General features: G+C 37.0%; 12 protein-coding genes. 5 read left to right on the forward strand and 7 right to left on the reverse strand.

Annotation, left to right across the window (positions count from 1 at the left end):
* Positions 1 to 274 precede the first annotated feature (274 nt).
* Together VUJ46_RS09730 and VUJ46_RS09735 are read right to left on the reverse strand one after the other, a co-directional pair.
* Positions 275 to 523, reverse strand: coding sequence for a NifU family protein (locus tag VUJ46_RS09730; protein ID WP_267401623.1), 249 nt, complete (start codon positions 521 to 523; stop codon positions 275 to 277).
* Positions 524 to 566: 43 nt separating this feature from the next.
* A complete protein-coding gene (locus VUJ46_RS09735; RefSeq protein ID WP_326984785.1) occupies positions 567 to 1,673 on the reverse strand; it encodes an Mrp/NBP35 family ATP-binding protein in 1,107 nt (368 codons plus the stop codon).
* 128 nt (positions 1,674 to 1,801) lie between these two features.
* Between VUJ46_RS09735 and VUJ46_RS09740 the strand changes: the two genes are divergently transcribed.
* Positions 1,802 to 4,603: a GH92 family glycosyl hydrolase gene (locus VUJ46_RS09740; RefSeq protein WP_326984786.1), complete on the forward strand. Its 2,802-nt coding sequence runs from the start codon at positions 1,802 to 1,804 to the stop codon at positions 4,601 to 4,603.
* 946 nt (positions 4,604 to 5,549) lie between these two features.
* On the opposite strand, the gene VUJ46_RS09745 is transcribed toward VUJ46_RS09740, so the two are convergent.
* The 4 genes from VUJ46_RS09745 to VUJ46_RS09760 form a co-directional block, all read right to left on the reverse strand.
* Positions 5,550 to 6,446, reverse strand: a complete 897-nt coding sequence (locus tag VUJ46_RS09745) for an alkyl hydroperoxide reductase (protein ID WP_326984787.1) — start codon at positions 6,444 to 6,446, stop codon at positions 5,550 to 5,552.
* Positions 6,447 to 6,581: 135 nt separating this feature from the next.
* On the reverse strand, positions 6,582 to 8,456 hold the full coding sequence (locus VUJ46_RS09750; protein WP_326984788.1) for a hypothetical protein: 1,875 nt from the start codon (positions 8,454 to 8,456) through the stop codon (positions 6,582 to 6,584).
* A 954-nt stretch (positions 8,457 to 9,410) separates the two neighbouring features.
* Complete coding sequence (locus VUJ46_RS09755; protein WP_326984789.1) at positions 9,411 to 10,643, reverse strand: hypothetical protein; 1,233 nt, start codon at positions 10,641 to 10,643, stop codon at positions 9,411 to 9,413.
* A 14-nt stretch (positions 10,644 to 10,657) separates the two neighbouring features.
* Positions 10,658 to 11,998, reverse strand: coding sequence for a DUF4270 family protein (locus tag VUJ46_RS09760; RefSeq protein ID WP_326984790.1), 1,341 nt, complete (start codon positions 11,996 to 11,998; stop codon positions 10,658 to 10,660).
* A gap of 228 nt (positions 11,999 to 12,226) precedes the next feature.
* On the opposite strand from VUJ46_RS09760, the gene VUJ46_RS09765 reads away from it, so the two are divergent.
* The 4 genes from VUJ46_RS09765 to VUJ46_RS09780 all read left to right on the forward strand — a co-directional run bounded on the left by VUJ46_RS09765 (position 12,227) and on the right by VUJ46_RS09780 (position 15,341).
* Positions 12,227 to 13,210, forward strand: a complete 984-nt coding sequence (locus VUJ46_RS09765) for a Kelch repeat-containing protein (protein WP_326984791.1) — start codon at positions 12,227 to 12,229, stop codon at positions 13,208 to 13,210.
* Positions 13,203 to 13,505 carry a DUF4907 domain-containing protein gene (locus VUJ46_RS09770; protein WP_326984792.1) on the forward strand — a complete coding sequence of 101 codons (303 nt, stop codon included), beginning with the start codon at positions 13,203 to 13,205 and terminating at the stop codon, positions 13,503 to 13,505. The genes VUJ46_RS09765 and VUJ46_RS09770 overlap by 8 nt, the downstream gene beginning before the upstream one ends.
* A 75-nt stretch (positions 13,506 to 13,580) precedes the next feature.
* On the forward strand, positions 13,581 to 14,627 hold the full coding sequence (locus VUJ46_RS09775) for a sensor histidine kinase (protein ID WP_326984793.1): 1,047 nt from the start codon (positions 13,581 to 13,583) through the stop codon (positions 14,625 to 14,627).
* 3 nt (positions 14,628 to 14,630) lie between these two features.
* Complete coding sequence (locus VUJ46_RS09780; protein WP_326984794.1) at positions 14,631 to 15,341, forward strand: LytR/AlgR family response regulator transcription factor; 711 nt, start codon at positions 14,631 to 14,633, stop codon at positions 15,339 to 15,341.
* A gap of 191 nt (positions 15,342 to 15,532) precedes the next feature.
* Here VUJ46_RS09780 and VUJ46_RS09785 read toward each other — a convergent pair whose 3' ends face one another.
* Positions 15,533 to 16,249, reverse strand: a complete 717-nt coding sequence (locus VUJ46_RS09785) for a phytanoyl-CoA dioxygenase family protein (protein ID WP_326984795.1) — start codon at positions 16,247 to 16,249, stop codon at positions 15,533 to 15,535.
* Positions 16,250 to 16,260: the final 11 nt, after the last annotated feature.

The following is a 16,260-nucleotide window of genomic DNA, read 5'->3' on the forward strand; positions in this document are numbered from 1 at the left end:
TTATCAAAGATAAAATCCTTGTGACTTAAAAACATCAGGCATTAAAAATATCTTTGCGGCCTTTGCGAAAACCAACAGAAACAGCCTCACCCGTGAAAATCCGAGCAATCTGTGGGAAATAAAAATATTCATGCATTCATGGCAAAAAAAATTTCTAAACAATTTCTCCCTTAGTTTTAGGCTTGATCCAAAATCTGTCCTTTTATAACGGTGAAAGTCCACAAAAAAAGACAGGCCGAAACCTGTCTCAAAAAAATATATATGTAGCTATTTTTTATTCCACGCTTATTACTTTTTCTATTTCCGGCGCATGTTGTTTGATTGTATTTTCAACACCTAATTTCAATGTTGATACATTCAGCGAGCAACCAGAACAGTTTCCTAAAAGTTTTACATAAACCAAGTTATCTTTCACATCAATAAGCTCAATATCTCCACCATCTTTATTCAAAAACGGTCGGATGCTTTCCAGAGCTTCCATCACTCTTGTTACTGTATCTTCGTGTGTTATGTTTGTTTCCATATTTTCTCAGTTCAATTCGGTTTTTTCAAATATTGAAAAATAATTATTTTGCTTTTGGCGAGCAACCCGCCATTGTAGAAATTTTCACTGCTTCAGTCGGAGGAAGATTTTTATTTCTTTCTACCAAGCTTTCCACCATTTTACGGGCAGTTTCTGTGTAAATATCAGCGATTTTAGAACCATCCTGCAAAGCGGCCGGTCTACCAACATCTCCCGCTTCTCTGATGCTCTGGATCAAAGGAATCTCTCCCAATACCGGAATTCCAAGATCATCTGCTAAATATTGTGCTCCCTGGTTCCCAAAGATATAATATTTATTCTCAGGTAATTCTTCCGGTGTAAAATACGCCATATTTTCCACTAATCCAAGAACCGGAATATTAATACTTTCCATCTGGAACATCGCGATCCCTTTTCTTACGTCTGCCAAAGCCACGTGTTGAGGTGTGCTTACGATCACCGCTCCCGTTACAGGAACTTCCTGAATAATTGATAAGTGAATATCACCTGTTCCCGGAGGAAGGTCGATCAATAAGAAATCTAATTCTCCCCAAGCTGCATCTCTGATCATTTGGTTCAGTGCCTTTGAAGCCATCGGACCTCTCCAGACAACCGCCTGATTGGCACCTGAGAAATATCCTATTGAAAGCATTTTTACTCCATAATTTTCAACAGGTTTCATTAAACTTTTACCGTTTACCTCTACAGAAATTGGCTTTTCACCTTCTGTATCGAACATTGTAGGAACGGAAGGACCGTAAATATCTGCATCCAATAAACCTACTTTGAAACCCATTTTTGCCAACGTTACCGCCATGTTTGCAGAAACCGTAGACTTACCAACACCTCCTTTTCCAGAAGCAATGGCAATAATATTTTGAATCCCAGGAATTTGTTTTCCTTTGATCTGACTTTGCTGAATTTCGCTAGGCTCCGGAGAAACGATCTTTAATTTCAAATTAATCTCGTCACCAAATTCACTTGCAAAAGCCTGCTTCATGGCTGCCTCAAGCTTTTTCTTCTCGTGCATAGCAGGTGAATGTGCAGTCATATCAATATATACGTCGTTGCCCATAACCTGAAAATTGCTTACCAAGTCATCAACTTCTATCTCTTTAAGGAAATTTTGTACCTTTTCTTTCGTCAACATAAACTAAATAAATTGTTTACAAATTTACGTAATTTTTACCTATTTAGAATAAGTAAACGCAATGATAGATATTTTCTTTTGTGAATCCAAATTTTAGTGTATTTTAGGGGAATTTAATTTTTTATAAGATGAAAAAAATTCTAATGGTTCTTTTGGGAATTATTGCCCATAATTTATTTTCACAAAATTATTCGCAATATGTAAATCCTTTTATAGGAACTGGCGGGCATGGCCATACCTTTCCGGGCGCCATTGTTCCTTTCGGAATGGTACAGCTGTCTCCCGATACCAGAATAGACGGAAGCTGGGATGGCTGCAGCGGCTATCATTATTCGGATTCTGTGATCTACGGATTTTCGCACACGCACCTTAACGGAACAGGTGTTTCAGACTATGGAGACATTATGCTGATGCCGACGATGGGAAATCCAAGTTTGGACAGCAAAGATTATTCTTCCAAATTTTCGCATAAAAATGAAAAGGCAACGGCCGGATTTTACTCCGTTAAACTAGATAAAAGCAATATCGACGTAAAACTGACCACAACCAAAAGAGTCGGTTATCATGAATATACGTTCAATAATGCCGGAAACGCTAATATTATTTTAGACCTGAACCACAGAGATAAATTGCTGGAAGGTGAGGTTAAGATTATTGATGATAAAACCATTGAAGTTTTCAGAAGAAGTGAAGCCTGGGCGACCAATCAGTATATTTATGCGAGAATTGAGTTTTCAAAACCCTTAAAAATTTCAAAAAAACTGGTAAACGGTAAAGACGAAAAAAATCTTTTAACCGGAACAAAATTAGCGTTAGCACTTTCAACAACCGTTAAAAAAGGAGAAAAAATCAGCATAAAAGTGGCGATTTCCCCGACAGGCTACGAAGGAGCCGGAAAAAATATGCTGGCTGAAGGTAAGTCTGATAATTTTGCTGAAATTCAGAAACAGGCGGTTGCAGATTGGGACAAAGAATTATCGAAAATTGAAGTTAAATCTTCTGATAAAGATAAACTTACTATTTTCTATACCGCGCTCTATCATGTTTTCACTCAACCTAATATCAATATGGATGTCGACGGAAAATACAGAGGGCGCGACAATAAGCTCTATATGGCAAAAGGTTTCGACTATTACTCGGTTTTCTCACTTTGGGATACCTTCAGAGGAGCACATCCTTTGATGACTTTAATCGATAAAAAGAGAACAGCAGACTTCATCAATACTTTCATTAAACAATACGAACAGGGTGGTAAACTTCCTGTATGGGAGCTGGCCTCCAACGAAACGGAATGTATGATCGGTTATCACGCAGTTTCTGTGATTGCAGACGCGATGGCCAAAGGAATTACAGGTTTCGATTATGAAAAGGCATTTCAGGCTTCAAAAAATTCGGCCATGTTGGATATTTTTGGGTTGAATGCTTATAAACAGAATAATTTTATCGCTATTGATGATGAGCATGAAAGCGTTTCTAAAACCGTGGAATATGCTTACGACGACTGGTGTATTGCTCAGATGGCGAAAATTTTAGGCAAAAAAGAAGATTACCAATATTTCATGAAGCGTTCTCAAAACTGGAAAAATTTATACAATCCGAAGAACGGATTTATGCAGCCCAGAAAAAACGGAAACTGGCTTGAACCTTTTGATCCGAGAGAAGTAAACAACAATTATACAGAAGGAAATTCCTGGCATTACTCCTACTCTGTTCAGCAAGATATCCCGGGATTAATTGCAGCGCACGGCGGAAAAGAAAAATTCGAACAATTTATTGATGCCATTTTTGCTGCTCCGGATAAAACTACAGGAAGAGAACAGGTGGATATCACAGGTTTGATGGGACAATATGCCCAAGGAAACGAACCGAGTCACCATATCGCCTATCTTTACAATTATGTCGGCAAACCTGAAAAAACAGATGCTAAAATCAAGTATATCCTTGATAATTTCTATAAAAATACGCCAGACGGATTGATCGGAAATGAAGATTGCGGACAAATGAGTGCGTGGTATATTTTGAGCACCATGGGAATTTATTCCGTAACTCCAGGATTACCCGAATGGCAAACAACAAAGCCTTATTTTGATGAAGTGAAAATTCATCTGGAAGACGGAACAACGAAAGTTATTACGAAAAACACAGGTAAAGAAGAGCTTAGAAAATTAGGTTTTGAAAACGCAAAATCGTTCAAAGATTTTAAATATGATGAATTAACGGCAACGCCTGTAATTGCAGCAGACAGAATTTTTGACATCAACACGAAAGTTACCATCACTCCACTCAATCCGAATGATAAAATTTATTATATGACGATGGATGAAGGCGATGCGAATGTGAGAAAAACATTCAAACAATATAAAGAGCCTTTCACCATTACAAAAACAACTCAGGTTTCGGCTTATGCGGAAAGAAGTGGTGAAAAAAGCTCGGTTGTAACGGCAAACTTCAATAAAAGACCAAACCATTGGGCAATTACCGTAAATGCAAAAGCAACTCCACAGTACGCAGCTAGCGGAAATTTATCTTTAATTGACGGAATAAATGGTGATGTAAACTGGAGAAAAGGCGAATGGCTGGGTTATCAGGGGCAGACTTTTGAAGCGATTATTGATATGAAATCCCCTCAGAAAATCACTCAGCTTATTTCTACATACCTTCAGGACAGTAAGGCTTGGATTTTATTACCTAAAAAAGTGGAATATTACGCTTCAATGAATGGTAAAGATTATATTATTCTGGCAACAGTAAATAACTCACTAGATCCAAAAGATGAAAAGGTTCAGGTGAAAGCGCTTTCTGCTGAAATTTTACCAACCGAAGCGAGATATATTAAAGTAAAAGCCTATCATTTCGGTAAACTTCCGGAGTGGCATCAGGGAGCTGGTGGCGAAGCATATATTTTTACAGACGAAATTTCCGTGAAGTAAATTAATTTCAGATGTAATATTTAACAAAAGACTGTCAGGCCGACAGTCTTTTGTTTTTTAGGAATAGCATTCATTTCAGTTCTTCGTTGAACCTTAACTCGACGATATTTAGCTAATTCACAATAAATCAAAAAATTTAAAAACAATTAAGTAATCAAAGAATAATCAACAAATTGATTTGATGAAGCTGTATTTTCAAGCTTCGCGAAGCAAATTTTATTTCCCTTAGCTTCCCCAAAATAATGAACAAGGTTGAATGAAGACTTTCCATTTAGAAATAAGAGAATTATAACAATATTAAATTTAAAATGTTCTAACGCAATTTATAAGAATGTTAATTGTTAAAGCAGTATCTCACATGCTGTTATTTTTGATCATTTTGCGTATTGATGCACGCAGGAGTCTGCATTGATCTTTCGGTATAAAAAAATAACGGTAAGGCCTAATCAAAGAATACTCCCTGCAAAATGGTCAAAAAGTCATTTCCCAGGGAGAGATTCAATGGCCGTGGGTCACCCCTTTATGCTCACGGCTTAAAAAAAATATAAATGTTAAAAAATGATATAAAATATACTGCAGGATACTTTTTACTTTTTTTAGAGGCTGTTTAAATTTTATTGCCAAAAATTTTTATAGCTATTTTGAGATGGATTTTTTGCTTCGTGTTTGCAGATTTAGCGGGCTCAATCAAAAATAGGAAGTGAAAAATACGCTCAAAAGAGCATCAAAATGGAGCAAAGATCAACTTCATTAAGGATAATAAATAAAACGGTAAAATTTTAAACAGGCTCTTAATCTTTTGAAATATTGAGCTTATGCTTTCCTTTCAGCTTGGGTTCCCTGTGACGTTATTTTTCAGAATTTCAGGCATTCCGACGACGTTTCATAGGAAAAAGTAAAAGTTTTCGCACTGCTTAATGAGGATTAAAGATGTATTAATAACTGTTTACAGGGCTTTTCCTTTCCTTAATTTCTCTATTACAGGAATCAACATATTGATAAATTCCTTCTTCTCAGTCCTATTGACCACCGTGCTTACATTATCTGTAAAATCTTTACACAGTGCAGGATCTGAAATCCTTTGCCCTATAATTTCAACATCAGCAGCCCATTGCTGAGGGTCATTAAGCACTAATGTATGAATGTCTGCCCACGAAGAAATTATTCCGGCCCAATGTCCGGAGGTATATAATGCACTCCAGTCCAGATCAGTCTTGATATAGTCTGAAATATTTTTTGCTTTTTGTTCTTCGTTTGCAATAAACTCAGTTCCTATTCCGCGTGAAAGGTTTACAATCCTAAGAAATTTAGCAGCATAATCTGATCTTTCATTTAATTTTTTCTGAAAAGAGCGATTATCATTCACCTGTTTTTCATACTCCTTTTTAAGAAATGAAAAAACGGGATCTCTTTCCGAAAAGGCTTCCGTGGCCTGAAGCATCGCATCATATTTTGCAAAAATACGTTTCTGCGCTTTGAACAGGTCATTCAGCGACTCAATTTCTGTATTATTTTTGTAGATAATAGTATTCTCTGAAGGTATTTTTTCATCGCAGAACACCGAAAAATCGTGTCCCGGAATCAGCATGTCTAAGCCACCTCCTTCGATAGTTCCGGTGATCAGCCATCGGCACATTCCGGTATAGGGCTCATATTCTTTGGGAATCTGAAGGGTAAAAATCCCGTCAGCGGGTACTGTTCCCTGCATTTTAACCATCTCTATTCCTCTAAAAAGAATAAAATCATAATTTTTACCTGCAAATTGCGGAAAATTCATGCTGATGACCTGACTGTTAAAGGTCATGTAGAAAATACCCAACAGTAATATCAATATTTTTTTCATTTTATAGAGGTCTTATGTCGTGTAAGATCAATACGGAATCAAGCCGCACTGTTCTTTTTGTTAGAAATACCATATTGTAAAGATTAGAAGTCTTATAAAATCCGGTGGTCATATAACCACCGGACTTATTTTTAATTATTCTTTGATACAACGCAATGGCTTCGCAAATGCTCTTGCAGATTCCATAAACAATATCCCACTGCTTCTCATTTCAATAAAGTAAGAATGGTCAAATGGGCCTAATGCCGTTGTCCAGTAAAACCCTCTAGAACCTCTGTCTGCCAATGCTCCCTGTAATGCATGACGTAGTCCGGCAATAGGAAATGTAAGCTTACTGTTACCACTTGTAAATACTTTAGCAGCGCCAAAATTGGTATCACTCCAATTATAAGTTCCAATATTGGACTGACTGGTATTATTAACAAGGGCTTGCCATTTTTCTTTTGTCGGCACGCGGAATCCTGCAGGACACGGATCGTTACCGGTTTTCGACGTATCACTCCATGCTGTACTGCCTGTAGAGCTGGAGTCCCAGCCACTTATAGCACCAGAAGGGGTACTGGAAGTAGCCACAGGATTTATTCTTCCCCATTGATAATAATTACCATGGATTCCCTGCACCGGTACATCAGGATCGAGGCTGGTATCTGCTCCCAGATTATAGCGTGACCATGTATCAGAACCAATAACCACTGTTGTTCCCTGGGTAACTGCTTTACTTACATTACATGAAGCAGAACCATTAAAGGAAACAGGTATGGTCATGGTGGTTGCTGCTGTTGGTGTTCCGGTAATATCATATATCAGATTACCTGAGGATGTTGTCAGGGTACCTGCACGAAGACGGAAGGTAAGTCCGTTTATGGTCTGTGAAGCTCCCTGAGGATAAGCCACGCCATTTCCACCGGTATAAGGAACACTCATTGTTCCGGTATAACTGCTTCCCGTTTCCATTAATGCCGGAGTGAATGATGCTGAGGCACAGGTTAAACCACCGATATTCGCTGTCAGCGTACCTACTGGAACCTGGAAGCTACAGGATTGTCCTGCAATCGCTACAGTGAATGTCGCATTTCCTGTTGCAGTAGGCGTTCCCATGATTGTAAAAACAAGATTACCGTCCCCGTTATTCAGTATCCCGTTAGCCAGATTGGCTGTCATTCCGGAAATTCCGGAGGAAGTAAACTGAGCTCCAAGATACACACCGCCATTCCCTCCTGAATAAGGAACGGTAACAGTAACACCTGAAACCGGAATCCCGTTGTAGAGATTTCCTGACACGGTTCTCTGATTACACTTCAGCTCTGTTACACTAGGAGCAATAGTACCGGGTCCCGAGGCATTAGAAGAACACATGGATCCCCATTGCGGAGATGCCGGATCAAGAGAGTCGTTCACCATAAGGCATCCCTGACCAGGGCTTAAAAAATCTGTACAGTAAATTACCAGTCCCAATGCAGGATTGGTAATGGCATCCATTTGTACCTTCGTCATTCTGGGCGGCAAAAACCCTCGGTTATTACTTTCCATCTGAACGATAGCTGAAGGATCTACAGAATTAATCCCTACTCCTACACGTCCGTTAGTGAATGCCATAGAACCACTGTTCATATCCATATTTCTCACTCCTGTAAGCGTTCCGTCACTTGTATAAATATTTGGACCCGATGAGAATTTCATCCAAGCATTGAGGCCTGCATCAAAATAGTAGTATCCGGATGCATCTACGTGAATGGTCTGCCCCTTAAGATTGCTCAGATCTGCAGGAGTCGTTACATATACAACCGCTCCGTCCTGATCGACTCCATATTGAGAGGGAGTACTTACTGAAGCTGCAAATAAGGCATTCCCTGTTAACCTCGGAGCCAGCAAACCTTCCGGTCTGCTTCCATCGGCAGTGATACCTTTAACATCAAGAGTAGCTTTTGGACTTGCGGTATTCATACCAATCTGCGCATTTACGCCTATTGATAAGACGACGCATACAATCGCTAGTATCGATTTTTTCATTTTTTTCTATTAATTGTTATAAATTTTTTCTTTCCTAAGTGTATTCAGAATCATCATCAATAAAATTTTCGGTAAGCCCCCGGAGACTTCAAATTTCATTTTATTTTTTACAAATTTAATTGGGTTCTGCCGATACAGACCTACTACAATTGCACTTCAAAAGCATAAATAACTCACAAACAAAAACATAAATTCTAAAATGCATCAATTTGTGCTATATTAAGCGTCCGCATTTTGGATGATCTGCGAGCAAATGCATACCTGTATCAGCTGACACTGGTGGTTTTTTCTCACCTGTTCATTATTGCTTTTCTTCTTATTTCATGAATAAAATAACGCGGAAAAAAACGAGAGCGAATATTTTCAGAGAGAGCTTTTTCTTGTGATAGACATCGACGAATAACGATCTTTTTATTTTTAAATTTTTAAAGATGATATGGTTCAATTAGCGCAGGTTAATTTCAGCTGAATCAGGATTTTTAACTGTTCAGAAAATAGATCTGTACCATTTGAAAATATAGGAAAAAAAGTTTAGTACATGAATTATTTTTGATTTGTTGCCAGAAAAAACAAGCCTAAAAACCTGAGTTCGATCCATAAAATATTCTACCAGATCAATAGGGACGGGCTTCAGCCCGTCTAAAAAAGAGGGCAGATTGAGACCTGTTTTAAAGCAATAAAATCCAGTGGCTTTTATATTGAAAATACGCATCTTCAAGATTTTTCATTTGCCTTTGCCCTCTAAAAATATACAATGCGATCAGTCAATCTTTGCGTCTAAAAAATTAAATATTTATCGAGATTCCTGAAAAAAGGAGGCATTTTTATTGCTATTAAAAATCCCTTCCGAAGATTCCGGAAGGGATTTGGGTGGCAATATCATTCTCCATTTTGATTTTCTTTTTCAATTTTGAATAATATTACCGGGTATTGCTGTTTTAAAAATAAGCGCTTTTAATCGAGATACCGTTTTCTAAACCACGTATCCAGGATATTCATACTGATATTCAGCATGTGATAATTTTCCCGGATCGCCACATTTTTCTGAAAACCATGAATTCCGTAGCCGTAGCCGACATTCAGAACAACTTTCTTCAATGGAATTCCGACTCCCACCGTTGCTTCCAATTTATCAATTTCAACTTTATTGATTTTATAATATCCGGTATCATAATTCAGTCCGAAACGATAAATAAAGGTTTCAGAAAGCTTTTCGGTACGTCTTCTTTCAGGAAGAATTTCAACTCCCAAGCCGTAGGTTTTCTGTTTGTAATATTGCTCTGAAGTCTCGGTATTTTTTATTTTATCCCAATTACTTTGCGTAAAATCAAAGGTAAGACGGTATCTTTCTTTCGCTAAAATTCCAAATCCGAACCCCATCTCAAAAGGCAGAGCAGAATCTTTTGACGAAAGATTGGTGGTAATACTATTGGTATAATCCTGATTTTCGGTGTAAGAAACATCTCGTTTTGAAACCAACTTGCTTCCAAAATTCACAATTCCTCCTAAAGTCAGTTGAAAGTTATCGCTGAAATCTTTTTTAAACTGAGTTCCCAAGTTGTAGCTAAAACCTGTGTACCGTACATCTCTGCTGATTTCTACCTCAGAACTTGTAGTAATGGTTTCTTTACGAATGATTTTGCCAAAATTATTTTTCACTTTTCCGCCAATACTCCAGTGATCATTAATTTTATAGGCTAAACTTACGCCCCAGTTCGACAGTCCGCCACTTCCTTCATAGGTTACAGGATATTCGCCGGCAGTCCCTTCAATGGGAATCGTTGAGGTAATCTTATAATCAGAAGTCGTTGCCGGCTGCATGCTAAGTCCCACAAAAAACTTTTGTGAAACCCTCAGTGCCGCGCTGAAATTCGTAAAATTAGCACTGAATCTGTTGTCTTTTCCTAAATTACTCGAAATGGTATTATACTTCCCTATTCCACTGATATTGAAAACTACATTTTTTGAAGAAATAGCCGTCATGGATGCCGCATTTTTAGAATTGATATAATCCGGAGCTTCCAAAGCAATTCCTGTATTTCCCAAGGAGATATTTCTGGCGTCATCCACATTATTAAACGTTCCCACCCCGAAATAGGAATACGGCGACGTGTTTTGAGCATACAGTCCGGAAGTAAAAACTCCTGAAAACAATAAGCCAATTACAATTTTATTTTTTCTGTTCATAAATTTTTTCTGCATTAATATCCTAAAATGTAAACCTTAAGTTTTGCCGGATTTGTTTTGTTTTTTGAATCTCCAATCACCACTTTTCCTGAAAGAACATCGTTGTAGGAAGAAGGGTAAATCAATGTATTATAATTTGAATTGGCTGTTTCCGTTAAAATAGTATTGAAATAGCTCAACATAGAAAAGCTGTACGCATGCTCATTCTGGAACTCGCTGCTGTTGGATAAACTTGCCGTAATTTCTGTACTTCCATCAGATGTATAAGTGCTTACCACATGATTTGCCTTATCACCCATATAATAATACAACGGACTCGGATTATAAAACTGATTAGAATAATACCCTGCCACAGGGCTCACGGTAAGCGTTGCATCAATGATTTTATAATTATCATATAAGTTTTTTATGGTTTTTAAATAAGGAATTTCCACTTTGGTATATACTCCTATTCCCGCCATCATATAAGCTTTGTTATCTAAATTTGTTGAAAGTACCGGGTTTTTAGGAGTCAGCCCTGCCAGATCAGAACCCGTAAAATCGCTTTGAACTTTATTATACTGATACGTCGAACTTGGGTTGAGGTCTAAAGTATATTTCACTAATTCAGTTCCGTTTTGTGATGTGGTGTGATAATACATTCTTATGATATTCGAGACTTTTTCTTTGGTACTTTTATTAATCTGAACCTGATAAGAAGAATTAATTCCAAACCTAAGCATTGCATTATTGTCAGAAGAAGGAACGAGCGCCAGACCTTTATAGAAATTCAGAAAATATTCCTGAGTAGTGACGTCACTATTTTTTAACGTATTGAAAAGTGTTTGCCCGTAAGATTGATCAAGCTTAACCTTCACAAAACTGCTGTCTGTATTTGGTCTCGGATAAAATTCTGCACTTCCGATGGAGTTTGATGCATAATTAAAATTACTTTTATTATAAAGATAGCCCCCATTCAGTCTTATTCTGTCGGTCAAAGGATGTACCTCCAACTTATATGTTTTCAGTGTATCTCCGTAATAAAAATCGGTATTCGTAAGATACATCACAATAGAATCGAAAACTGCGCTTGTAGGCGAATTTAACGCATACCTTTCTGGTGTAAGCTCAAAAAGCGAAGACGAATTTACCTTCCCAAAAGTCTGATCTTTTATATTTCCTATCATCATCACATTTTTTCCGGAAGTCACCACAGAATCCATCATAATGGTAGACATTCTCATGGTCAGCGTATCGATCATTACAATTTTTGACTGCGCATCCATCCACGTGCTTCCTACTTCATACGTATTGGTTTCATCTTCACAGGAGAATAAAAACATCATCGAAATACATAATAAAAGGTATTTATACATCTTTTTTCCGCAAACATATAGTGAAGATGCTATTGAGATAAAATTTATTCTCCCTTTTATCCATAGTTGTAGACCATAGCAAGATTTGCTTAGATAAATGATGATTTTCAAAACAATACCTCATCCGTCATAAAAATAAAGGCATTCGCCTACAAAAAACACGCATTCGTCTAAAAAATTTTCACAAGACCACAGAATGAAATTCATTTGCACAAAAAAGAATGAATAATGAATGGTAAACTTTCAATCTTAGCCCTTACTCTTGTAGGAACATTTTTAGCAGTAAGCTGTCGAAATGACGATGACGACGATGAACTAATGGGAAACTGGGTAAGAGTTTCGGATCTGGACGGTAAACCTCGATCCAATGCCTCTGCATTTGTGGTAAACGGAAAAGGATACATCACCGGAGGATATGACGGAGAATATTATTACAACGACTTATGGAGCTATGACCCCAATGCTAATTCATGGACCCAAAAAGCAGATTTTCCAGGTTCTAAGAGAAGTTCTGCAGTAGGCTTTGCGACCAATGCTTACGGCTACGTGGGAACCGGATATGATGGATTGAATAAACTGAAAGATTTCTATAAATACGATCCGACATCCAACACATGGAATCAGATTTCCGATTTTCCGGGAACAGAAAGATATGCCGCTTTAGCATTCGGTGTTGAAAACAACGGCTATGTAGGAACAGGATACGACGGAAGCGAACTGAAAGATTTCTATAAATATAATGAATCTACCTCATCATGGAGCTCCATCACAAGTTTAGGAGGTTCTAAAAGACGAGACGGAGCCGCTTTCGTGATCAATAATATCGCTTACGTAGGATTTGGAAGTAATAACGGAAGCCTGGTTTCAGATTTCTGGGCATTCGACCCTAGTTCTGAAACATGGACAAGAAAAGTAGATACCAGCAATGATGATGATTCTCAAAACCGCACGTCAACTGCCGCTTTTGCGGCAAACGGATTAGGATATGTGGCGACAGGTTCTACAAGCGGTGTGGGAAATACAACCTGGGAATATAATCCTTCTACCAATGACTGGACACAGAGAACATCCTTTGAAGGTTCTTCCAGAGAAAGCGCGTGTGCCTTTTCCATAGGAAGCTACGGATATGTTCTTACCGGAAACAGCGGTTCGTCTTATTTTGATGACATCTGGGTTTTCCATCCAAACGAAAGTGAAAACAGCTATGATTAAAACATTTTTAAAAATACTTTTTGTCTCAGGAATATTTTTGGTGAGTTGCGGAAAGAAAACCGGACATCTTGAAGTGAAGATCATCAGACAAAATTCAGGATATGGTTATCAGATTCTTAAAAAGCATAAGATCCTCATTAACCAGCCGTTTATACCTGCCATACCAGGAGAGAAAACTTTTAAAAACGAAACAGACGCACAAAAGACTGCAGATCTTGTTGTGAGTAAAATACATCAATATTCTTTACCCAGAATTTCTGTACATGAACTGGATTCTATGAAAATCGAATATTAATTGCTTTAATTCCCTAGAAATTCCTTCAATGATTATTGAAGGAATTTTGTGCTCACAAACAGTAAATTATTTTTTATGACCGCATTTTTAAAACAAATACAGACCACCTACATTTATCACTGGATTATCTGGAGTATTCTTATTTTCTTTAAATTAATAATGGATTATTCCGTTTTCGGAAATTTTCTTCTGCTCATGAATCTGAAAATTTTTCTTGTTTCCATTATACTTTTCTATATTAACTATTATATCGCTTTACCGTTTTTGATCAAGCAAACACCAAAAAAAATTCTGATCATTACCATTTCGTTTGTTATTATTTATGTGACGTTAATGATCATATTCATGCCGCCATTTCCGAAACATCCCCCATTTCCTCCGAAAGATTTTCATCCGAACGGAAGAATGATGAGACCTTTTCATCACGATGTTAATCTGTATGATATTTTCTTCAGAATAGGAATTTTCTCAATGATATTCAGCATCCTCCTTTTCTTTGTCGATAAATGGATGGAAAACGGAAAAAAAATAAAAGCCCTGGAATTTGAGAGACAATCGAGCGAATTGAAAATTCTTCGTGAGCAAATTAATCCACATTTCTTTTTTAATGCACTGAACAGTATTTATTCATTATCAATTATTCAGTCTAAAGATACGCCGAGGGTAATTTTAATTTTATCAGACATTATGCGATATGTTTTGAATAATAAAAATATGCAGAAAAACAACCTGAATGATGAAATTAATAATATTAAAAAATATATTGAAATTCAGTCGATTCGGTTTAATAAATTCAACAATCTACATGATGAATTCGATGGTAATTTTGAATCGTACGAAATTGAACCTCTCCTGCTTTTGACGTTTGTTGAAAATGCTTTCAAATATGCCGATCTGAGAAAAGGGCCATTGGATATCAAAGTGCATCTTGAAAACGGATTGCTTGATTTTAAGATTCGAAACTTTTATGAAAAGAAAAATCATGAAAAATCCAGCGACAGCAAAATGGGAATAGAAAATACCAAAATGAAACTGAATCTTCTGTATCCCGATAAATATCAACTGGATATTGACGACAATGGCTCAGAGTATAAAATTAACTTAAAACTTCAATTGAATTAAAAAATGAATTGCATAATTGTAGACGATGAAGAACTGGCGCACCACGTAATTGAAGAATACATTTCAAGAATTCCCTTCCTGAATCTGGTTAAAAACTGCTATGATATCCAGGAAACAATACAGACTTTACAAACTGAAAATGTTGATCTTATTTTTCTGGATATCAACCTTCCCAATATCACCGGAATTGAGTTTTTAAAAAGCTTTAATAAGCTTCCCGATGTTATCATTACCACCGCTTATGATGATTGTGCAGTACAAGGTTTTGAAATGGATGTGATGGATTATTTATTAAAACCGTTTTCCTTTGAAAGATTTCTGAAAGCTGTTTATAAAAGCTATAATCATCAGAATAACTCTAAAATCTTACAGGAAAAAAGCACGCAGGTTTTATTTAAAGATTCATTCATTTTTGTGCGATCCAATAATGAAAATGTAAAATTGAATTTAAGCGAAATCACCCGAATCAATGCCTTAAAAGATTATATCATTATTTATACAGAAACCCGAAAACTGATTGTGCATCAAACCATGAAATCCATCATGGAAAAGATAGAATCTGAGAATTTTATCCGGGTACACAACTCACATATTGTTTCGCTTCAGCATCTTCAAAGTATCGGAAAAAATAACCTGACGATCGGAAATGAGCGAATTCCGGTAAGTGAAAAATATAAAGCTTATTTAAACAAAGTAGTTGAAAAGTATAAATAGGCTGGAAGTTGGAGGAGGGAGGCTAGAGGCTTTGATATCGTCAAACTTCACGATTCGTCAGTTCGATTTTTCGGAGTAAAACGGAGAAAAATTGTATCGAGAACTTTATGATCAAAGGAAATTATCTTTTTCTAAAGAACTTCTCGATACACTACGCTACGCTGCGTTACTCGAAGTGACAGGATACCGACTTAGTAGGAAAGTCGTTCTGACCAATTCAACTCTTCCGGAAGTTCTTTATCCGAAAATTCAATATGGATCACTCTTCTTTTCTTTCCGTTGGTCGTACGGTTGGAGCCATGAAGCAGCAAAGGTTTCATGATCATTATTCCTCCTTTTTCTACGTTACAGATGGTTTCTGTTTCTACGGTCCAGTCGATGGTTTCGGGTCTGTAAATTCCTTTGACATGAGAAGTGGGAACAACTTTCAAAGCACCATTATTCTCATTCGTTTCATCCAGATGAATTCTGATGGTATAAATGTTCTCCAATACCGGCAATGGTGGCTGAACGGCAAACTGATTTTGCTTGGTCGTCCACGGTCCGAAGTTTTCAAGTTCTAGTTTTTTATCTACAGAAATTGTTAAATCCTGATGATAGGCAACATACCAGTTCGATTTTTCCGGTTTGTCGAAATAAATACTTTTTACCACAAAATATTGATCCCCGAAAACGTCTTTAATGATCGTCTTAATATTTTCATTAAAAACAACATCTTTAATTTCCGGAATTTCCTTTAGAAACTGTCGGATCGCAAAAAGGTCTTCTGATTTTCTGAAGGTATCTTTTGAAGTATCAATATTTTGAATCACTTCACTGATCTTTTCAATTTCTTCTTCGGAAAAAATGTTGTTGATGACCGTAAAGCCGTTTTCTGTGATTATATTTTTATGATGCTGTAAATTCATTTGATTGTTTT

It is taken from the genome of Chryseobacterium sp. MYb264, assembly GCF_035974275.1.
Lineage (GTDB): Bacteria > Bacteroidota > Bacteroidia > Flavobacteriales > Weeksellaceae > Chryseobacterium.